The 19,287-nt window shown below is 70.3% G+C and carries 20 protein-coding genes and 1 pseudogene; 5 read left to right on the top strand and 16 right to left on the bottom strand.

Annotation, left to right across the window (positions count from 1 at the left end; translation table 11 throughout):
• Positions 1-82: 82 nt before the first annotated feature.
• Positions 83-559 carry an ATP-binding protein gene (locus tag ABZ624_RS34850; protein WP_360098266.1) on the bottom strand — a complete coding sequence of 159 codons (477 nt, stop codon included), beginning with the start codon at positions 557-559 and terminating at the stop codon, positions 83-85.
• 127 nt (positions 560-686) lie between these two features.
• Here ABZ624_RS34850 and ABZ624_RS34845 point away from each other — a divergent pair, with 127 nt between their 5' ends.
• Complete coding sequence (locus ABZ624_RS34845) at positions 687-1,517, top strand: helix-turn-helix transcriptional regulator (protein ID WP_360098264.1); 831 nt, start codon at positions 687-689, stop codon at positions 1,515-1,517.
• The gene (locus ABZ624_RS34840) at positions 1,514-1,693 is read left to right on the top strand and encodes a DUF397 domain-containing protein (protein ID WP_360098262.1); all 180 of its coding nucleotides are present in this window, start codon (positions 1,514-1,516) and stop codon (positions 1,691-1,693) included. Before ABZ624_RS34845 ends, ABZ624_RS34840 begins: the two co-directional genes overlap by 4 nt.
• Positions 1,694-1,748: 55 nt before the next feature.
• Here ABZ624_RS34840 and ABZ624_RS34835 read toward each other — a convergent pair whose 3' ends face one another.
• The 5 genes from ABZ624_RS34835 to ABZ624_RS34815 all read right to left on the bottom strand — a co-directional run bounded on the left by ABZ624_RS34835 (position 1,749) and on the right by ABZ624_RS34815 (position 7,447).
• Positions 1,749-3,461 carry a bifunctional uroporphyrinogen-III C-methyltransferase/uroporphyrinogen-III synthase gene (locus tag ABZ624_RS34835; protein ID WP_360098260.1) on the bottom strand — a complete coding sequence of 571 codons (1,713 nt, stop codon included), beginning with the start codon at positions 3,459-3,461 and terminating at the stop codon, positions 1,749-1,751.
• Positions 3,458-4,417, bottom strand: a complete 960-nt coding sequence (hemC, locus tag ABZ624_RS34830) for a hydroxymethylbilane synthase (protein WP_360098258.1) — start codon at positions 4,415-4,417, stop codon at positions 3,458-3,460. Before hemC ends, ABZ624_RS34835 begins: the two co-directional genes overlap by 4 nt.
• On the bottom strand, positions 4,414-6,111 hold the full coding sequence (locus tag ABZ624_RS34825; RefSeq protein ID WP_360098256.1) for a glutamyl-tRNA reductase: 1,698 nt from the start codon (positions 6,109-6,111) through the stop codon (positions 4,414-4,416). Before ABZ624_RS34825 ends, hemC begins: the two co-directional genes overlap by 4 nt.
• On the bottom strand, positions 6,108-6,884 hold the full coding sequence (locus tag ABZ624_RS34820) for a redox-sensing transcriptional repressor Rex (protein WP_360098254.1): 777 nt from the start codon (positions 6,882-6,884) through the stop codon (positions 6,108-6,110). The genes ABZ624_RS34825 and ABZ624_RS34820 overlap by 4 nt, the downstream gene beginning before the upstream one ends.
• 281 nt (positions 6,885-7,165) lie before the next feature.
• Positions 7,166-7,447, bottom strand: a complete 282-nt coding sequence (locus ABZ624_RS34815; protein ID WP_360098252.1) for a glutaredoxin family protein — start codon at positions 7,445-7,447, stop codon at positions 7,166-7,168.
• A 97-nt stretch (positions 7,448-7,544) separates the two neighbouring features.
• On the opposite strand from ABZ624_RS34815, the gene ABZ624_RS34810 reads away from it, so the two are divergent.
• From ABZ624_RS34810 to ABZ624_RS34800, 3 genes are all read left to right on the top strand, one after another.
• A complete protein-coding gene (locus ABZ624_RS34810; RefSeq protein ID WP_360098250.1) occupies positions 7,545-8,474 on the top strand; it encodes an HAD-IB family hydrolase in 930 nt (309 codons plus the stop codon).
• Between the two features lie 331 nt (positions 8,475-8,805).
• A complete protein-coding gene (locus ABZ624_RS34805; protein ID WP_360098248.1) occupies positions 8,806-9,588 on the top strand; it encodes an ECF subfamily RNA polymerase sigma factor, BldN family in 783 nt (260 codons plus the stop codon).
• A gap of 247 nt (positions 9,589-9,835) precedes the next feature.
• A complete protein-coding gene (locus tag ABZ624_RS34800; protein WP_360098246.1) occupies positions 9,836-11,053 on the top strand; it encodes a DUF5667 domain-containing protein in 1,218 nt (405 codons plus the stop codon).
• Positions 11,054-11,136: 83 nt separating this feature from the next.
• Here the strand turns inward: ABZ624_RS34800 and ABZ624_RS34795 are convergent.
• The 10 genes and pseudogenes from ABZ624_RS34795 to ABZ624_RS34750 all read right to left on the bottom strand — a co-directional run.
• A pseudogene (locus ABZ624_RS34795) lies at positions 11,137-11,388 on the bottom strand (glycerol acyltransferase); the annotation flags it as partial.
• A gap of 87 nt (positions 11,389-11,475) precedes the next feature.
• A complete protein-coding gene (locus ABZ624_RS34790) occupies positions 11,476-12,552 on the bottom strand; it encodes a lysophospholipid acyltransferase family protein (RefSeq protein WP_360098244.1) in 1,077 nt (358 codons plus the stop codon).
• 12 nt (positions 12,553-12,564) lie between these two features.
• Positions 12,565-13,626 carry an NAD-dependent epimerase/dehydratase family protein gene (locus ABZ624_RS34785; protein WP_360098242.1) on the bottom strand — a complete coding sequence of 354 codons (1,062 nt, stop codon included), beginning with the start codon at positions 13,624-13,626 and terminating at the stop codon, positions 12,565-12,567.
• Between the two features lie 193 nt (positions 13,627-13,819).
• On the bottom strand, positions 13,820-13,918 hold the full coding sequence (locus tag ABZ624_RS34780) for an AURKAIP1/COX24 domain-containing protein (RefSeq protein ID WP_003948845.1): 99 nt from the start codon (positions 13,916-13,918) through the stop codon (positions 13,820-13,822).
• 114 nt (positions 13,919-14,032) lie between these two features.
• Positions 14,033-14,245 carry a helix-turn-helix domain-containing protein gene (locus ABZ624_RS34775; protein WP_121791081.1) on the bottom strand — a complete coding sequence of 71 codons (213 nt, stop codon included), beginning with the start codon at positions 14,243-14,245 and terminating at the stop codon, positions 14,033-14,035.
• A 129-nt stretch (positions 14,246-14,374) separates the two neighbouring features.
• A complete protein-coding gene (locus ABZ624_RS34770) occupies positions 14,375-15,190 on the bottom strand; it encodes a phosphatase (RefSeq protein WP_360098240.1) in 816 nt (271 codons plus the stop codon).
• 86 nt (positions 15,191-15,276) lie between these two features.
• Entirely contained in the window at positions 15,277-16,449 is a 1,173-nt protein-coding gene (locus ABZ624_RS34765) for an acetoin utilization protein AcuC (RefSeq protein ID WP_360098238.1), read from the bottom strand.
• Complete coding sequence (locus ABZ624_RS34760; protein ID WP_360098236.1) at positions 16,400-17,626, bottom strand: MFS transporter; 1,227 nt, start codon at positions 17,624-17,626, stop codon at positions 16,400-16,402. The genes ABZ624_RS34765 and ABZ624_RS34760 overlap by 50 nt, the downstream gene beginning before the upstream one ends.
• Positions 17,627-17,707: 81 nt before the next feature.
• The gene (locus ABZ624_RS34755; protein ID WP_360098234.1) at positions 17,708-18,442 is read right to left on the bottom strand and encodes a VC0807 family protein; all 735 of its coding nucleotides are present in this window, start codon (positions 18,440-18,442) and stop codon (positions 17,708-17,710) included.
• Between the two features lie 93 nt (positions 18,443-18,535).
• Positions 18,536-19,180 (bottom strand): HAD family hydrolase, encoded by a 645-nt coding sequence (locus ABZ624_RS34750; RefSeq protein WP_360098232.1) that lies wholly within the window; start codon positions 19,178-19,180, stop codon positions 18,536-18,538.
• Between the last annotated feature and the right edge of the window lie 107 nt (positions 19,181-19,287).

The raw sequence follows: 19,287 nt of genomic DNA, 5'->3' as shown, positions 1-19,287 counted from the left end.
ACGCATATGCCTCGGGGTGAGACTGCACGGCCCAGCCGCCGCCGCGCCAGCCAGACCGACCCGTTTCACCCGCGCGGGTGACCTACGCGGGGTTTGGTTTGGTTGGTTGGTTTTTTTCCCGGGTTCTTTGGTCTGACGTATCGGCCGGGTCGAGTTCCGCCCACACCGTCTTGCACGGCACCGGTCCGTGCCGCACACCCCAGCGGTCCGCCAACTCCTCGACGGGCAGAAGGCCGTAGCCGGACTCGGACGGTCCGGTGGCGGCGGTCCGCGGAACGGGCAGTGCGTCACCACGCGTGTCGGTGACCTCGATGCGCACAACACCCTCGGCGGTCACCGCGAGAGCGAGCCGGAAACTCCGGCCGGGAACCCGGCCGTGGAGCGCGGCGTTCGCCGTCAGCTCGGCGACGATCAGCCGGGCGGGGTCCAATGGCAGCTCCCAGGAGCGCAGTTGCTCGGTGGCGAGCAGCCGGCCCAGGCGGGCGCCGCGCCGGGTCGCGGAGAGGGGCACGCAGAACTGGCGCGCGGGGACGGGGAGGGTGGAGATTTGCTCGTTCACGTCACTCAGCGTGTCCGAACGTGCTTAGCCTGTGAAGAAGGGCGGCCCGTGCGGACGGGGGCTGTCCGTGCGGTGTCCGGTTCCGTCCGGGCCGTACGGGGTGTCTGGTGAGGGGAGGACGGCTTACGTGAGCGACTGGGATGCGGGGCTGGACGACGAGACCGGTGCCGTGATGCGCACCGTCGTACGGCAATTGAAGCTGTGGCGGGAGGCGGCGGATCTCACCCAGGCGGAGTTCGGCGCGGCCATCGGGTACGGGGAGGAGCAGGTCTCCTCGGTGGAGCGCGGGCGGCGGATTCCCCGGCCGGAGTACCTGGACGCGGCGGACGAGGCGCTGGGGGCGGGCGGCCGGGTCGCGGCGATGAAGAAGGACTTGGCGGAAGTCCGGTACCCGAAGAAGGTCCGAGACCTGAAGAAACTGGAGGCGGATGCGGTCGAGCTGTGTGCGTACAACAACTCTGTCGTCCATGGTTTGCTGCAGACCAGGGAGTACGCACGAGCTGTGTCCATTGCTCGTCGGCCGCCCTTCACCGCAGATGAGTTGGAGCAACGGCTCGCAGCCCGCGTGGCACGTCAGGAGATCATCGACGACACGACGGCTCGGCCCGTCTTCAGTTTTGTCCAGTGCGAGTCGACGCTGCGGCGGCCCACCGGGGGCAAGATGGTCATGCGTGGTCAACTCGAACGACTGCGCCAGGTAGCCGAGTTCTGCAACATCGACCTCCAGGTACTCCCGCTGGACCGTGAGGAGAACTCGGGGCTCGACGGATCGTTCAGGTTCCTCAGGCTCAAGGACGGCACCACGGTCGGCCACATCGAGGTGGTGCACATCAGTCGGGTGATCGCCGAGCCGAAAGAGGTGCAACTCCTCGACATCCAGTATGGAATCATCCGGGCACAGGCTCTCAGCCCACGGGAGTCGATGGCCCTCATCGAGAAAGTGCTTGGAGAGACATGAAGCTGGAGTGGATAAAGAGCAGCTACAGCACGTCCAGCGGCCCTGACTGCGTCGAGGTGGCCACCCCCGACGAGACCCACGTCCTCGTCCGCGACTCCAAGAACCCCACCGGCCCCCGCCTCGCCCTCACCCCCACCGCCTGGGCGACCTTCCTGCCGTACGCCTCAGAGCACTGACGGGCTCCGGAAGCGACGGCGGCGGAGTGCCCCCGCAGGAGCACTCCGCCGTACCTCACGTGGTCGACCGGCGCCGCCGCGCCCCCGGCCGCCGCTCGCTGGGCCGAGTCACCGGGTCCCCGGCCTCCAAGGCCGCAGCCCGCCGCTTCATGCCGAAGTCCGCCAGCGCCTCCGCCAGCTTGTGCACCGACGGCTCCGGGGCCATGACGTCGACCCGCAGGCCGTGTTCCTCGGCCGTCTTCGCCGTGGCCGGGCCGATGCAGGCGATCACCGTCACGTTGTGCGGCTTGCCCGCGATGCCGACCAGGTTGCGGACCGTGGACGACGACGTGAAGAGGACCGCGTCGAAGCCGCCGCCCTTGATGGCCTCACGGGTCTCCGCCGGCGGCGGCGACGCCCGCACGGTCCGGTAGGCCGTGACGTCGTCGACCTCCCAGCCCAGCTCGATCAGACCGGCGACCAGGGTCTCCGTGGCGATGTCGGCGCGGGGCAGGAAGACACGGTCGATCGGGTCGAACACCGGGTCGTACGGCGGCCAGTCCTCCAGCAGGCCGGCAGCCGACTGCTCCCCGCTCGGCACCAGGTCCGGCTTCACGCCGAAGGCGACCAGCGCCTTGGCCGTCTGCTCGCCCACCGCGGCCACCTTGATGCCCGCGAAGGCACGCGCGTCAAGGCCGTACTCCTCGAACTTCTCCCGTACCGCCTTCACCGCGTTGACCGACGTGAAGGCGATCCACTCGTAGCGGCCGGTGACCAGGCCCTTGACGGCACGTTCCATCTGCTGGGGCGTGCGCGGCGGTTCGACCGCGATCGTCGGGACCTCGTGCGGCACCGCGCCGTAGGACCGCAGCTGGTCGGAGAGCGACGCCGCCTGCTCCTTGGTGCGCGGCACCAGCACCTTCCAGCCGAACAGCGGCTTGGACTCGAACCACGACAGCTGGTCGCGCCGGGCGGCGGCAGAAAGCTCGCCGACCACGGCTATGACCGGCCGGCCGCCGTCGGGGGACGGCAGCACCTTCGCCTGCTTCAGGGTCTGCGCGATCGTGCCGAGCGTCGCCGTCCAGGTGCGCTGGCGGGTCGTCGTACCGGCGATCGTCACCGTCAGGGGGGTGTCCGGCTTGCGGCCCGCCGTCACCAGCTCACCCGCCGCGGCGGCGACCGAGTCCAGGGTCGTGGAGACGACGACCGTCCCGTCCGAGGCGCCGACCTCCGTCCAGCACCGGTCCGAGGCCGTACGGGCGTCCACGAACCGGACGTCCGCGCCCCCGGCGTCGCGCAGCGGCACACCGGCGTACGCGGGCACACCGACCGCCGCCGCCACGCCCGGTACGACCTCGAAGGGCACTCCGGCGGCGGCGCAGGCGAGCATTTCCTCGGCCGCGTACGTATCAAGTCCCGGGTCCCCGGACACCGCACGGACGACCCGCCTGCCGCCCCGCGCGGCCTCCATGACAAGATGAGCGGCATCCCGGGCAGCACCCGGGACAGCGGCGGGTGTTGACGTGCCGTCAACGACCGTCAGCTGGGGCGTGCCCGTGCCCGGCGGCGACACCGAGGAGGAGTCGCTGTCCGTCGGCACGACGGAGACGCCCTGTCGGGCGTGCGTCCGGATCACGTCGAGCACCTCGTGCTCGGCGACCAGGACGTCCGCGTTCGACAGCGCCTCCACGGCGCGCAGAGTCAGCAGTCCCGGATCTCCGGGTCCGGCACCGAGGAAGGTGACGTGCCCGTGTTCAGGACCGGCGGCAGGAAGGGCGGTGGGGCTCAATGTGCTCGCTCCCCCATCAGACCGGCCGCGCCCTGGGCGAGCATCTCGGTGGCGAGTTCGCGACCGAGTGCCAGCGCCTGGTCGTGCGTCTGGGGCACGGGACCGGTGGTGGACAGCTGCACCATGCGGGTGCCGTCGGTCGTGCCGACGACGCCGCGCAGGCGCATTTCCTTGACAAACTGCCCGTCGGCCAAAAGGTCGGCCAGCGCGCCCACAGGGGCGCTGCAGCCGGCCTCCAGGGCGGCGAGCAGTGACCGTTCGGCGGTCACGGCGGCCCGTGTGAACGGGTCGTCGAGCTCGCCGAGCGCCGCGATCAGGTCCGCGTGGTCCGCGGCACACTCGATCGCCAGGGCCCCCTGGCCGGGGGCGGGCAAAACCGTGTCGACCGACAGGAAGTCGGTCACCTCGTCGATCCGGCCGATCCGGTTCAGTCCGGCGGCGGCCAGCACGACCGCGTCGAGTTCGCCGTCCCGGACGTACCGGATGCGGGTGTCGACGTTGCCGCGTATCGGGACCGTCTCCATGTCCAGGCCGTGGGCGCGGGCATACGCGTTCAGCTGCGCCATGCGGCGCGGCGAACCGGTGCCGATGCGGGCACCCCGCGGCAGGTCCGTGAACTTCAGCGCGTCCCGGGCGACGATCACGTCCCGGGGGTCCTCGCGCACCGGTACGGCGGCCAGGACCAGCTCATCGGGCTGCGCGGTGGGCAGGTCCTTGAGCGAATGAACCGCGAAGTCGACCTCGCCCCTGAGCAGCGCGTCGCGCAGCGCCGTGACGAACACGCCGGTGCCGCCGATCTGCGCGAGCGCCTCGCGGGAGACATCGCCGTACGTGGTGATCTCGACCAGCTCGACGGGCCGTCCGGTCACCTGGCGGACGGCCTCCGCCACCTGCCCGGACTGGGCCATGGCGAGCTTGCTCCGCCTCGTCCCCAGTCTCAAAGCCTTGTCACTCATGCCGGTCGGTCCTTCTTTTCTGTGCTGTCCCCGGCCCGGGAGACGGAGGCGACCGTCTCGGGGTCGAGGTCGAACAGGGTGCGCAGCGCGTCCGCGTACCCGGCGCCGCCGGGCTCGGCCGCGAGCTGCTTGACCCGTACGGTCGGCGCGTGCAGCAGCTTGTCGACGACCCGGTGCACCGCTTGGCGGATCTCGCCGCGCTGGCGTTCGTCCAGGTCGGGCAGGCGGCCGTCGAGCCGCGCGATCTCACTGGCGACGACGTCGGCGGCCATGGTGCGCAGCGCGACCACGGTCGGCGTGATGTGCGCCGCCCGCTGTGCCGCGCCGAAGGCCGCGACCTCGTCGGAGACGATACGCCGGACCAGGTCCACATCGGCCGCCATCGGCGCGTCGGCGGAAGCTTCCGCCAGCGACTCGATGTCGACCAGCCGTACCCCGGCCAGCCGGTGCACGGCCGCGTCGATGTCGCGGGGCATGGCCAGGTCGAGGAGGAAGAGGGAGGGCGCCGGACGCTCGGCGACCGGCTCAGGCCTGCGCCGCTCGGGGATCCGGCCCACCGTCGCGACGGTCGCGGCGAGCGCGGTGATCAGCTCGGCGTCCGTCTCGGGTGTGCGCCGGTCGCGGCGGTCCACGGTGCCGCCCGCCGCCCAGGCCGCGTGCTGCTCCAGGGTGGCCGCGTCCATGCCGGCGACGGCTGCCTCACCCATGACGGAGAAGCCGGGCTGTACGGCGGCCAGGTCCAGCGGGCAGTTCTCGTCGGCGCCGACACCGGCGGGCGGCAGCGAAGCGGCGGACCTCTCGGCCCTCTCGGGCTTTACGGCCGTAGGACCGGCGTCGGCGACCGGCCGGCCCGTGCGGCCCTCGACCGCCTGGGCGACCGCCTCCGCCGTGAGCACCAGGCCCGTCGCCCCGGTACAGGAGACGATGACGTCGGCACGTGTCAGCTCGCCCGGTATGGCATCCATCGGCACCGCGCGGGCCGTCACCGCGTTGTCCTCGGTCTCGGTGAGGATCTGTGCGAGGCGCTCGGCGCGCTCGAAGGTGCGGTTGGCGACGACGACCTCGGCGACCCCGGCCCGCGCGAGGGTGGCCGCGGCCAGCGAGGACATCGACCCGGCGCCGATGACCAGCGCCTTCTTGCCCTCGGCCCACGCGGGCACCGGGGCGGCGACGGCCAGCTGCTCCAGGCCGAAGGTGACCAGGGACTGGCCGGCGCGGTCGATGCCGGTCTCGGAGTGGGCGCGCTTGCCCACCCGCAGGGCCTGCTGGAACAGGTCGTTCAGCAGCCGTCCGGCGGTGTGCAGCTCCTGAGCCCTCGCCAGCGCGTCCTTGATCTGCCCGAGGATCTGCCCCTCGCCGACGACCATCGAGTCCAGGCCGCAGGCCACCGAGAACAGGTGGTGGACGGCCCGGTCCTCGTAGTGGACGTAGAGATAAGGGGTCAGTTCCTCCAGGCCGACATCGCTGTGCTGGGCGAGCAGCGTGGACAGTTCGGCGACACCGGCGTGGAACTTGTCCACGTCGGCGTACAGCTCGATGCGGTTGCAGGTGGCGAGCACCGCGGCCTCGGTGGCCGGCTCGGCGGCGACCGTGTCCTGCAGCAGCTTCGACTGGGCGTCCGCGCTCAGCGCGGCCCGCTCCAGCACGCTGACCGGCGCGCTGCGGTGGCTCAGCCCGACGACGAGGAGACTCATGCCGGCATCACGGCGGGTACGTCCCCGTCGGGCCCCTGGTCGGCGGAAGCGTCGGCGGCCATGCCGCGGGGAGCGGTGGCGGGCAGCGCGCCGTCGCCCGCGGCGGTCTCCTCGCCGGCCTTGCGCTGCTCGTGGAAGGCGAGGATCTGGAGTTCGATCGAGAGGTCGACCTTGCGCACGTCGACGCCGTCCGGGACGGACAGCACGGTCGGCGCGAAGTTCAGGATGGAGGTGACCCCGGCGGCCACGAGCCGGTCGCAGACCTGCTGGGCGGCACCGGCGGGGGTCGCGATCACGCCGATCGAGACGCCGTTGTCCTTGATGATCTTCTCTAGGTCGTCCGTGTGCTGGACGGGGATGCCCGCGACCGGCTTTCCGGCCATTGCGGGATCGGCGTCGATGAGGGCCGCGACCCGGAAACCACGGGAGGCGAACCCGCCGTAGTTGGCCAGGGCGGCGCCGAGGTTACCGATACCGACGATGACAACCGGCCAGTCCTGGGTCAGGCCGAGTTCACGGGAGATCTGGTAGACGAGATACTCCACGTCGTAGCCGACACCGCGCGTTCCGTAGGAGCCCAGGTACGAGAAGTCCTTGCGCAGCTTGGCGGAGTTGACCCCCGCCGCCGCGGCCAGCTCCTCGGAGGAGACCGTGGGCACCGAGCGCTCCGACAGTGCGGTCAGGGCTCGGAGGTACAGCGGAAGCCTGGCGACGGTGGCCTCGGGAATCCCTCGGCTACGGGTCGCCGGTCGGTGTGTTCGGCCAGTTGCCACGGTGCTCCTGCGGGTAGAGCGGGGCTGCGGGCGGTCATACGTCCCCAGACCGCCCCGTCGACAGCAGGCTATGTCTTTGTGAACGCGTGCACAAAGATGGTGTCCGATTTGCCCGGCAGAAGTGACCGGGGTCACGCAACCGGGGCGCCCTTGTCGGGAACCGGCACATACGCACCGACGTCCCTTCGTTACTGGGGGCAAAACCGCACACTCTCCTCACGAATCCCGCCCCCGAGATCGAACCGCCATTGATCCTAAGCGACTTTCCGGACCAGTTTGTACTAGTCGGTCAGTGCCCGGCGCAGTCGCTCCTCGTTCACGCGCCAGAAGGTGTGCTGTTCGCCGTCGATCAGTACGACCGGGATCTGCTCCCAGTACCGGTCGTACAGCGCGCGGTCCTCGGTGATGTCCTTCTGCTCCCAGGACACGCCGAGTTCGCCGCAGACCTTGTCGACGACGAGCTCGGCGTCGTCGCACAGATGACAGCCGGGCTTGCGGATCAGCGTGACGAGCCGCTCGCGGGGGTCGGCCTTGCGCCGGAAAAGGGGACTCATACCGGCCATTCTCCCGCGCCTGCTCAACGGCCCGGTCGAGGAGAGTTCACACGCTTCCAACCTCTCGTCCGACGGAAGCACCGAACAAACTGGCTATGCTCACGACATGGCCGCTCTCGGATGGCTCACTCCTCGTAGGCGCTCCGCCACGGCGCGCAGCGTGTTGGCAGGCGAGGCCTCGGCGGAGGCTGCCCGCAAGTCCTCCCAGGAAGCGCAGGAAGCTCCGCAGGTCGCCGAGGAGGAACCGGAGTTCCCGGTGATCGGCGACGACAAGGCGGCTGCCTTCTTCGACCTCGACAACACCGTCATGCAGGGCGCCGCGCTGTTCCACTTCGGCCGGGGCCTGTACAAGCGGAAGTTCTTCGAGACCCGTGACCTGGCCAGGTTCGCCTGGCAGCAGGCGTGGTTCCGGCTGGCCGGCGTGGAGGACCCCGAGCACATGCAGGACGCCCGGGACTCGGCGCTGTCGATCGTCAAGGGCCACCGCGTCGCCGAACTCGCGTCGATCGGCGAGGAGATCTACGACGAGTACATGGCCGACCGCATCTGGCCCGGCACCCGCGCCCTGGCCCAGGCCCACCTGGACGCCGGCCAGAAGGTGTGGCTCGTCACGGCGGCGCCGGTGGAGATCGCCCAGGTGATCGCCCGCCGTCTGGGCCTCACGGGCGCCCTCGGCACGGTGGCCGAGTCGGTGGACGGCGTCTACACCGGCAAGCTGGTCGGTGAACCCCTGCACGGCCCCGCGAAGGCGGAGGCGGTGCGCGCCCTGGCCGCGGCGGAGGGCCTGGACCTCTCCCGCTGCGCGGCCTACAGCGACAGCCACAACGACATCCCGATGCTGTCCCTGGTCGGCCACCCCTACGCCATCAACCCCGACGCCAAGCTGCGCAGACACGCCCGCGCGATGGACTGGCGCCTGCGGGACTACCGCACGGGGCGCAAGGCGGCGAAGGTGGGCATCCCGGCGGCGGCCGGGGTCGGCGCGGTCGCCGGTGGCACCGCGGCGGCCATCGCCCTGAGCCGCCGACGCCGATAGCTCACGGCCGGCGGACACGGACACGGGGGCGCTGCAGTGTCCCCGCGTCCATCGCGCCTCCGCGCCGCACGGATTATGCCGCGGCCATTTCAACACGCCCCGTACCTTGCCGAAACAGGCCGCTTTTCGATCAACAAGCGGTCAATCTACGGCACTTGATGCGACGTCAATCGATAACAGAAGCGACGCAATCGATGATTTGAGCAACTCGGTGTAGCAGTGCCTGCACGAAGCGTTATTCTCCTCAGACGCAAACCGGTACCCCTCCGTCGCTACGACGGGTGAAAGGTCCCGCACTGCACGTGATGGAAGCTCTGCCTCTGGGAGTCCCGTGTACCCACACGTCGGGGTTGACGCCTCGGGCCTGGCTACGCTGCGCGCAACAGTCTCAACGGTCAAAGAGACGCTGCGCGGCCTCGTCCCCACCGCGTACGCCGTCCCCGCCTTCGCCGCCGCCGCGCCCGTCGGCCCGTGCTACGCACTGGCCGACGGCGGCGCCGCGGTCGGCAGACGAGGGCGCTCCGCCGGCGCCGCCACCACCGCCCGCCGCCCGGCCGCCGACAGCGACAGCGCCCGGATGATGGACCTGGTCGAGCGCGCGCAGGCGGGCGAGGCCGAGGCCTTCGGCCGGCTGTACGACCAGTACAGCGACACGGTGTACCGGTACATCTACTACCGCGTCGGCGGCCGGGCCACCGCCGAGGACCTCACCAGCGAGACCTTTCTGCGGGCCCTCAGAAGGATCGGCACCTTCACCTGGCAGGGCCGGGACTTCGGCGCCTGGCTGGTGACGATCGCCCGGAACCTCGTCGCCGACCACTTCAAGTCCAGCCGCTTCCGGCTGGAGGTCACCACCGGCGAGATGCTCGACGCCAACGAGGTCGAGCGCTCCCCGGAGGACTCCGTCCTGGAGTCCCTGTCGAACGCCGCGCTGCTCGACGCCGTACGCCGGCTGAACCCGCAGCAGCAGGAGTGCGTGACGCTCCGCTTCCTGCAGGGCCTCTCCGTCGCCGAGACCGCCCGCGTCATGGGCAAGAACGAGGGCGCCATCAAGACCCTCCAGTACCGCGCCGTACGCACCCTGGCCCGGCTTCTGCCGGACGACGTGCGCTGAGCCGCCGCCCGCACCCCGACACCCACCGCGACGCCCAACTCACGTTCCGTGAAAGACGGTTGCCTTTCCGATCCGGTCATCCGCCGTCCGTAACCCAAGTGCCGCGCCAGTCGTTGTGCGGGATACAGGCTCCCTGTGGTCACGTCTTGGCCGACCCTGATCACTCGATCGTGTGGAAGTGGTCGTGACGTGCAACCCTCAGGACCCCCTGGGGAGTCGACCGTCATGACGAGAGGAGGTGCCGCCAGTGATCGCGAACGTATCGGCCCACCGGCGGGCGAGCGCCTTCGCCCAGGCCCTGGAGGAGCAGTCCGACCGGGACACGGCGGCCGAGCAGTCCGTAAGCCCGGCGGGATGCCCGCCGACCGCCGAGGAACAGAGCGAGCAGGGCGAGCTGCTGGCCCTCGCCGCGGGGCTCGGCGCACTGCCCAGGCCGCAGCTCGACCCCGAGGTCAAGGTCGTGCAGCGCGCCCAGCTGGTGGCCGCGATGGAGGCCATGCTCCAGGAGGGCACCGGGGCGGTGGACGCGTCGGTACCCAGACAGAAAGGCGCGCACCGGGCGAGCCCTCTGGGCAAACTGCGCCCGCGTTCCCGGCTGACCAAGGGGCTCGCCGCGGGCGGGCTCAGCGTCGGCGTGGCCGCCGGGGCCTTCGGCGGGGTCGCCGCCGCGAGCTCCGACGCCCTGCCCGGCGACTCGCTGTACGGCCTCAAACGCGGCATCGAGGACTTCAAGCTCAACTACCTGGCCGACGGCGACGACCAGCGTGGTCAGACCTACCTCGACCAGGCCTCCACCCGGCTCAGCGAAGCCCGCCGGCTGATGGAGCGCGGCCGCGGGGGCCAGCTCGACCACGAGTCCATCGGCGAGATCCGCCGCACGCTCTCCGGCATGCAGCACGATGTGACGGAGGGCCACCGCCTGCTCCACGAGGCATACGAGGCCGACCCCGGCTCGCTCGGGCCGATCCAGGCCCTCTCCGCGTTCTCCCGCTCGCACCGCGAGGCCTGGAGCGCGCTCAGCGACAAGCTGCCCGTGCAGCTCGGTGACGTCAAAGAGCAGGTGTCGTCGGTGTTCGACGCCATAGACCAAGAAGTCGCCCCGCTGCAGTCCCTGCTCCCGCAGTCGCCCTCCCCGAGCGGCGACGGCAAGCGGCAGGGCTCCGGCTCAGCATCCACCGGTTCCTCCGGCGGTCACCGGTCGGCCCCGCCCAGTTCCTCCAGCCACACCCCGTCCTCCGGCAAGCACGCGAGCACCAAGCCCACGAGCGGCTCGGTCACCGGAAACGGCGGCGAGGGCCTCATCGGCGGCAACACGGGCGGCCTGCTGGAACCACCGAAGCTCGGCCCGGGCAGCAGCGCACCGTCCACCAGCAAACTCCCGACGACCGCCCCGGACGTCACCCTTCCCCCGCTCCTCCCGGGCCTCCTGCCCGGCCTGGGCATCGAGGGCGAGGAAACGCACTAGCCCCGACACGGCTACGACGATGGGGGCGCCCTCCCCGAGCAGGGTGCCCCCGTTGTCGTACCGGGACCAACGTCACAAGACCGTCAGAAGAACACCGACCGCCGCTGCACCAGCAGCTTGTACAGCGTGTGCTGGATCTGCTCCCGTACCTGGTCGGTCAGGTTGAACATCAGCATCGGATCCTCGGCCGCCTCCGGCGGATACCCGTCCGTCGGAATCGGCTCGCCGAACTGAATGGTCCACTTCGTCGGCAACGGAATCGCCCCGAGCGGCCCCAGCCAGGGAAACGTCGGCGTCAGCGGAAAGTACGGGAAGCCCAGCAGCCGCGCCAGCGACCCATTCACATTGCCGCCCTCGCACCGCTCCGCGGGCTTCGCACGGCTGCGCCGGACTCCGTCCGCCGGCCCCGCCCCCCGCACGACTCAGAAGAACACCGACCGCCGCTGCACCAGCAGCTTGTACAGCGTGTGCTGGATCTGCTCCCGTACCTGGTCGGTCAGGTTGAACATCAGCATCGGATCCTCGGCCGCCTCCGGCGGATACCCGTCCGTCGGAATCGGCTCGCCGAACTGAATGGTCCACTTCGTCGGCAACGGAATCGCCCCGAGCGGGCCCAGCCAGGGAAACGTCGGCGTCAGCGGGAAGTACGGGAAGCCCAGCAGCCGCGCCAGCGTCTTCGCGTTGCCGATCATCGGGTAGATCTCCTCCGCCCCGACGATCGAGCAGGGGATGATCGGCGCGCCCTGGCGCAGCGCGGTCGACACAAAGCCGCCGCGGCCGAAGCGCTGCAGCTTGTACCGCTCGCTGAAAGGTTTCCCGATGCCCTTGAAGCCCTCCGGCATCACCCCGACCAGCTCGCCCTGCGCCAGCAGCCGCTCCGCGTCCTCCGCGCACGCCAGGGTGTGCCCCAGCTTGCGGGCCAGCTCGTTGACCACCGGCAGCACGAACACCAGGTCGGCCGCCAGCAGCCGCAGATGGCGGTCGGCCGGATGGTGGTCGTGCACGGCGACCTGCATCATCAGCCCGTCCAGCGGCAGCGTCCCGGAGTGGTTGGCGACGATCAGCGCCCCGCCCTTCGCCGGGATGTTCTCGATGCCCTTCACCTCGACCCGGAAGTACTTCTCGTACACCGGCCGCAGCAGCGACATCAGGACCTGGTCGGTGAGCTCCCCGTCGTAACCGAAGTCGTCGACGTCGTAGTCCCCGGTCAGCCGGCGCCGCAGAAAGGCCAGTCCGGCCGCCACACGCCGTTCCAGGCCGCCGTCCCGCCCTCCGGCGCCCGACGGCTCCAGCGGCTCCTGCGCACGGCTCACAGGCCCGTCTTCCTGCGCCCGGGCCCGGCCCGGCAGAGGCTGGACCTCACCCATCTCCCCGGCTCCGGCCCCGGCCTCGCCGAGGGTGCCGCGCCGGCCGCCCGCGCCGCGGCGCCGCGCCGGGCGCTGCACGGCGCTCCCACGGGACCGGTCGTCGTCGAACGGAATGACCTTGGCGTCCGCCATCGTTGCCGCTCCTCAGTTGGCGCTGTGCGTGGTGAGCCGGCCGCCGCCCCTCGCGGCCAGCGCGGCGATCCGGTCGACGGCCCCCGCGAGGGCCTCCGGCGGGACCAGCCCGGGCCCCTGGCCGCGGGCGAAGTCCGCGAACGTCTCCGCCGTCGTGTACCTGGGCGTGAACCCCAGCGTCTCGCGCATCTGGACCGTGTCCACCACCCGCCCGTGGGTGAGCAGCCGGATCTGCTCCGGCGAGAAGTCCGTCATACCGAGCGTACGCACCAGCGAGCCCGCCCAGGTGACCGCGGGCAGCAGCAGCGGCACGGTCGGCCGCCCGAGCCGCCGGGAGCACTGCGACAGCAGCAGCACGCCGTCCCCGGCGATGTTGAAGGTGCCGCTGTTGAGGGTGCCCCGGCGCGGCTCGTGCGAGGCGATCCGCAGCACCTCGATGACGTCGTCCTCGTGCACGAACTGCAGCCGCGGGTCGTAGCCGAACACGGTCGGCAGGACGGGCAGTGCGAAGTAGGAGGCGAGCGGGGTGTCCGCGGCCGGCCCGAGGATGTTGGCGAACCGCAGCACGCACACGGCGACGTCCGGCCGCCGCCGGGCGAACCCGCGCACATACCCCTCGACCTCGACCGCGTCCTTCGCGAAACCGCCGCTGGGCAGCGACTTCGGCGGGGTCGTCTCGGTGAACACGGCCGGATCACGCGGCGCCGACCCGTACACGTTCGTGCTGGACTTGATCACCAGCCGCTTCACGGTCGGCGACTTCTGGCAGGCGCCGAGCAGCTGCATGGTGCCGATGACGTTGGTCTCCTTGACCGTGGCCCGGCTGCCGCTGCCCAGCGCCGTGCCCGTCACATCCATGTGGACGACCGTGTCCGCGCCCGTCTCGGCGAGCACCCGGGCGATCGTCGGCTGCCGGATGTCGGCCTGGATGAAGTCCGCCCCGCCCAGATGGTGCGCCGGCGGCACCGCGTCCACGGCGATCACCCGGTCGACCTCGGGATCCCGCTGGATCCGCCGTACGAAGCGACCGCCCAGTTGGCGGGCCACTCCGGTGACGAGCACGACCTTCCCCAAGATCAGCGCCTTCCCTCGTACGTGATGCGTACGGTCAACCTAGCGGGTCGATGTTGCGCTGTGATGACCGCCCGATGCACCAAGTGACGGAAATTCACTCATCGGAACTTCCGGGGCTCCAGGAAACGCCTGTGGCCCCCCACCAGTGCTGATGGGAGGCCACAGAGACACGCTGTCACGTCTCGCGCGTCGCTTACTTCTTGTTGCGACGCTGGACGCGCGTGCGCTTGAGCAGCTTGCGGTGCTTCTTCTTGGCCATCCGCTTGCGCCGCTTCTTGATAACAGAGCCCACGACTACCCTCGCTCACTTCTCATCACTCGGTTGTTTGGGCGCCATGGGCCCACACGACCTACGAGGGCCTAGCCTACCCAACCGAGCGCCGAGGTCGTAATCGAGGGGAAACCGTCAGGCTGTCTCCACCCCCACATAGCTGTCACGGAGGTACTCGTGTACCGCTTGTTCCGGGACGCGGAAGGACCGCCCCACCCGGATCGCGGGCAGATGACCGCTGTGCACCAGCCGGTACACGGTCATCTTCGACACTCGCATCACCGAGGCGACCTCCGCCACGGTAAGGAACTGAACCTCGTTCAGAGGCCTCTCGCCAGCTGCAGCCATGACACACCTGAACCTTCCGCACTCGACGGCCACCGGCTTCCCCTTCCGGTGACTCTTCGTCGTTGCGTGCTCACTCCCCAATGTAGGGGCGGGTGATGCAAGTGGGGAAGAGGTGCACCCATCGCAGGCCTACTGTGACAGACACGCTCGTTTGAGTACGTAGCGGGTGAGCGGCCGGTAGTGATCAGACGGCACCGCGTCATCAACCGGAACGACGACGGACACGCGCCCCTCCGCCTCCCCCACGAACAGCGCCGGATCGTCGGTGTCGGCCAGACCGATGGCCTCGAACCCCAGCTGACCTGCACCGCAGACCCACCCGTGATCCCCTACGACCAACTCGGGCAACGGCCCTCCACCTTCCGCCGCGGCCTCGAGCGCGACCCGAACCGGCAGCGGCGAATGACAGTGCACACCCGGCTCACAACCGGGGCGCCCACCGACGCTTTCCCGCACCAACCCGACACCTCGTGCGTAGTCCACCGCACGCGTACGTAGACCGAACCGGGTCAATATGTCGACACAGCGACCCTGCGCGGGGGTGAGCACGTCACACCCCGCCGCCGAGAGCGCGTCCGCCAAGCCGGCGTAGAACCCGAGCAGCCGCTGCGGATGCCCGGTCCCGAACAGCACGGGCGCGCCCCGCCTGGCCGCCTCCCCGATCCGCCCCGCGAAAGCGTCCAGCGCGGCCAGCGTCCGCTCAGGATCGATCACATCCGCGCCGGAAGTGTGCCAAGGATCGGCCGAAACCCCGCACCTCTCCGCCATGAGCTCCAGCACGTCCCGCTGCCCCCAGGCTCCTTCGGGATCGATCCCGATCAGCACGCGCGGATCCCGGGCAGCGAACAGCCGATAACTCCGCAGACTGTCCTCCCGAGAGGTCCCGACCTCCCCGGCAAGCCGAACAGCCAGCAGATGCGCACGCAGAGCTCCGCTGGTCACCACGGATGCGATGGTGACGCATGGGCGAGGGGCCGAGGGCCGGAACGGCGGAAGTGCGCACGGTTGGCCTAACGGATGCCCCGGCCGGTTCAGGGAAGAAGGCCCCGCAGCGGAAACACCGCCCGGCGAGTGGCCCGTACGGCCTGGTCCAGGCGATCAGCGGGGTCGTACCCCGACTCCCACGACGCCCAACTCACCGGCCACCGCCCATCGGTCATCCGCTGCGGCCCCAACTGCCGGGTCAGAGCGAACACCTCCCGCCGCCAGTCCTCGGGAATCACCGTCTCCGGCGCCACGGGCCTGCCCGCGGCGATCGCGACCAAGTGCGTCCACGACCGCGGCACGACATCCACCACCGCGTACCCGCCCCCGCCGAGCGCGACCCACTTGCCCCCGGAGTACTCGTGCGCCAGCTCATGGCACGCCACCTGCACGGTCCGCTGCGCATCCAGCGAAACGGCAAGATGCGCGAGCGGATCCTCGAAGTGCGTGTCCGCCCCGTGCTGCGACACCAGCACCTGCGGCCGGAACTCCGCGAGCAGTTCCGGCACCACCGCGTGGAACGCCCGCACCCACCCCGCGTCCCCGGTCCCCGCCGGCAGCGCCACGTTCACCGCGGCCCCCTCCCCCGCCCCGGCCCCCGTCTCCTCCGGCCACCCGGTCTGCGGGAACAACGTACGGGGATGCTCGTGCAGCGAGATCGTCAGAACCCGCGGATCCTCCCAGAACGCCGCCTGCACCCCGTCCCCGTGGTGCACGTCCACGTCCACATACGCGACCCGCTCGGCCCCCAGCTCCAGCAACCGGGCAATGGCCAGCGACGCGTCGTTGTACACACAGAACCCCGACGCGCCCCCGGGCATCGCATGGTGCAGCCCGCCCGCGAAGTTCACGGCGTGCTCCGCGTCCCCCCGCCACACCGCCTCCGCAGCCCCGACCGACTGCCCGGCGATCAACGCCGACACCTCGTGCATCCCGGCGAACGCAGGATCATCAAGGGTCCCGAGCCCGTACGACCCGTCGGCCCCCGCCGGATCGGCCGACGCGGCCTTCACGGCGTCGATGTAGTCCTCCCGGTGGACCAGCCGCAACGTCGACTCCCCGGCGGGCTTGGCCGCGACGACCTCCATCTCCCGGTCGAGCCCGAAGGCGCCCACCAGTTTCCGGGTCAGTGCCAGCCGGACCGGATCCATCGGATGGTCCGGGCCGAAGTCATAGCCCGTTACTGCCTCGTCCCACATCAGCTGTGCGCGGCCGCTCATGCCCGCCACCGTATCGGTCCGGTTGAGCGGCGAACGACCTGGCGTACACGAGCGTCACCAGCACCAACACCATCGGCACGAGCATGGCCCCGCGATAGCTCCACGCATCGCCCAGCGCCCCCACCAACGGCGAACCGACCAGAAAACCCACGTAATTGAAAATGTTCAGCCGCGCGATGGCCGCATCCGAAGACCCTGGGCCGTGACTCTCAAAAGCGAGCCGCCCCGCCGCCGCGAACGTCTGCGGCACCAGCACGCACAGTCCCAGACCCAGCAGGGTGAACCCGAGCATCCCGGCCCACGCCCCGGGCGCCGAGGCCACCACCGCGAACCCACCGGCCGCCACCAGCGTCCCCAGCCGTACGACCGCCACGGCCCCGAACCGCCGCACCCCGAAGTCCCCGATGGCCCGCCCCAGCAGCGTGGTCACCATGTACACGTTGTACGGCACCGTCGCCAGCTGCTCGGAACTCCCCAGGACGTCCTTCAGATACTTCGCGCTCCAGTTGGAGACCGTCGAGTCCCCGATGTAGGCGAAGGTCATCACCAGACACAGCGGCAGCAGCAGCTTGAAGACGACACCCCCGCCCCGGGTGCCCCGCTCCTCCACGGGCGGCGCGTCCCCGTCGACGTACCACCGGCTCCCCAGGAACGTCGCCGGCAGCAGCACGGCCACCACCGGCAGATACGACACCCACAGCGCGAGATGCCAGTGCGCCCCGACCCATGCCAGCGAGGCACCGAGGATCCCGCCCAGGCTGTACGCGGCGTGAAAGCTGAGCATGATGCTGCGCCCGTACGACCGCTGCAGGCTCACCCCGAGCATGTTCATGGAGGCGTCCAACGCCCCCACGGCCAGCCCGAACGCTCCCAGCGCCACCGCCAGTTCCGCGATCCGCCCGCCCGCCCCGGCACCGAGCAGTGCCAGCAGCACCAGCGGCTGGGACCAGCGCAGCAGCCGGCTGGGCCGTATTCGCTTCACCAACTGCTCGGTGCTCACGCTGCCGACACCGGCGAGGACCGGTACGGCGGCCAGGAAGGCCGGCAGCAGCGCGTCGGAGATGCTGTACCGGTCCTGGATGGCCGGGATGCGCGTCACCAGCAGGGCGAAGGTCGCACCCTGGGCGAAGAAGCTGAACGCCAGCGAGGCCCTACCGCGCCGCAGCACATCAGTCATGGCGGCGAGCGTAGGGCCCCGGGCTACCTGTGGGTAGATCCAGCCAAAGATGAATTTCCTTCAGCTTCACTCCTCTGTGGATCAGGCGGCGACTGCCGCCTCGGTGGGCTGACCGGCCTGCTCCGCCTCCGTCTCGGCGGTGAGCATCTTCTCCATCGGCTCGATGGCCAGTCCACCGCCGACGACCACGCCGATCCCGATCGCACCGAGCAGGAAGACCGTGCCGAGCCAGACCATGGTGTCCGCGGGGATGGTGTAGGCGCCCACGACCCGCGCGACGCACTCGGCGAGCAGCGCCAGGCCCCAGACGACGGAGTAGGCCCGCTCCTTGCGCAGGAACTCCGCGGACCGGGCCGCCACCCCGGACGTCAGCCGGGCCCAGGCGGCCTCCCTGGCCGCGTCTCCCTTGACCAGGAAGGGCTTCAGGCCCGCGGTCATCATCGGCCTGCCCAGCCGCACGGAGAGCAGGATCCCGATCGCGACGGTGCTGCTGACCGCGCCGTCCTTGGCGAGCATCAGCCGCGGGTCACCGGAGACGAAGGTCAGCAGCAGCGAGACGAGGTTGACGGCCAGGATCAGCCCGGCGAGTCCGTTCGCCTTCCGCTCCCTCACCAGGCTCCACACCGTCCGCGCCGCCGGCACCACGCTGCTCCAGGCGAGCGCGGCGAAGGTGCTCATCCCGAAGGCGTCCTTGAGGAGGTAGTACGAGCCGAGCGGCACCGCCACGTCCACGATCAGCGGCATGAGGTTGTCCAGCACGCTCGGGTTCTGCTTCGGCTGCTCGGTCCGGCCCTGGGTCCCCGTGTTCTTCGTCATGCCCTCAGCTTCGCCGCCGCAGGGGGTTCGCCAGTAGAAACGATCGTCCGGACGTCCGCATGACAATTGTCAGGCCCGGACCGATGGCTCAGGTCATATCAGCAGGTCAGCCAACTCGCCCATGGACGAGAAAAGTTGGCCGGCCCCCGCCAGCCTCGCGGCCGGCGTCATGGCGGTGAACCCGAAGACGTCCATCCCGGCCGCCACGGCCGCCTGCACGCCCAGCGGAGAGTCCTCTATGACCAGGCACCGTTCCGGAGCCACGCCCATCCGCTCCGCCGCGTACAGGAACAGATCGGGCGCCGGCTTCCCCCGCCCCACGTCCTCGGAGCTGAAGATGCGTTCCTCCGCGAACCACCGGTCGAGCCCGGTCGTCCGATGCCCGACGCGGATCCGCGCATGACTCCCGGAGGAGGCCACGCAGTACGGCACCCCGTCCGCGGCCAGCTTCTCCAGTACGCCCGCGACGCCGGCCACAGGCTCCAACTCCCGCTCGAACGCGGCGAACACCCGCGTGTGGAAGACGTCGTCGAAGTCGTCCGGCAGCCGCTGCCCGGTCCGCTCCAGCACCAGTTCATGGATCCGGTGCATGGCCGATCCCATGTAGTCCCGGATGGAGTCCTCGTACGTCGTCGGGTGCCCCAGCTCGGTCAGATAGGCAGCCAGGTGCCGATTGGAGATCGGCTCACTGTCGACGAGGACACCGTCGTTGTCGAAGATGACAAGGTCATAGCGCATGCAGGCGATCTTAAACGCAGAAAGGCCCACGCCTGATGGCGTGGGCCTTTCCCAAAGATTGTTCGGCGGTGTCCTACTCTCCCACAGGGTCCCCCCTGCAGTACCAT

The organism is Streptomyces sp. NPDC007205 (assembly GCF_040634095.1).
Classification (GTDB): domain Bacteria; phylum Actinomycetota; class Actinomycetes; order Streptomycetales; family Streptomycetaceae; genus Streptomyces.
Note: the sequence above shows the minus strand (reverse complement) of the source record. Positions and strands in the feature narration are given on the sequence as shown.

Bases quoted from the DNA above. Each gene is read 5' to 3' on its own strand.
- ABZ624_RS34840 (WP_360098262.1), top strand. From the start codon at position 1,514: ATGAAGCTGGAGTGGATAAAGAGCAGCTACAGCACGTCCAGCGGCCCT.
- hemC (WP_360098258.1), bottom strand. From the start codon at position 4,417: ATGAGTGACAAGGCTTTGAGACTGGGGACGAGGCGGAGCAAGCTCGCC.
- ABZ624_RS34825 (WP_360098256.1), bottom strand. From the start codon at position 6,111: ATGAGTCTCCTCGTCGTCGGGCTGAGCCACCGCAGCGCGCCGGTCAGC.
- ABZ624_RS34815 (WP_360098252.1), bottom strand. From the start codon at position 7,447: ATGGCCGGTATGAGTCCCCTTTTCCGGCGCAAGGCCGACCCCCGCGAG.
- ABZ624_RS34810 (WP_360098250.1), top strand. From the start codon at position 7,545: ATGGCCGCTCTCGGATGGCTCACTCCTCGTAGGCGCTCCGCCACGGCG.
- ABZ624_RS34790 (WP_360098244.1), bottom strand. From the start codon at position 12,552: ATGGCGGACGCCAAGGTCATTCCGTTCGACGACGACCGGTCCCGTGGG.
- ABZ624_RS34775 (WP_121791081.1), bottom strand. From the start codon at position 14,245: ATGGCTGCAGCTGGCGAGAGGCCTCTGAACGAGGTTCAGTTCCTTACC.
- ABZ624_RS34765 (WP_360098238.1), bottom strand. From the start codon at position 16,449: ATGAGCGGCCGCGCACAGCTGATGTGGGACGAGGCAGTAACGGGCTAT.
- ABZ624_RS34760 (WP_360098236.1), bottom strand. From the start codon at position 17,626: ATGACTGATGTGCTGCGGCGCGGTAGGGCCTCGCTGGCGTTCAGCTTC.
- ABZ624_RS34755 (WP_360098234.1), bottom strand. From the start codon at position 18,442: ATGACGAAGAACACGGGGACCCAGGGCCGGACCGAGCAGCCGAAGCAG.
- ABZ624_RS34750 (WP_360098232.1), bottom strand. From the start codon at position 19,180: ATGCGCTATGACCTTGTCATCTTCGACAACGACGGTGTCCTCGTCGAC.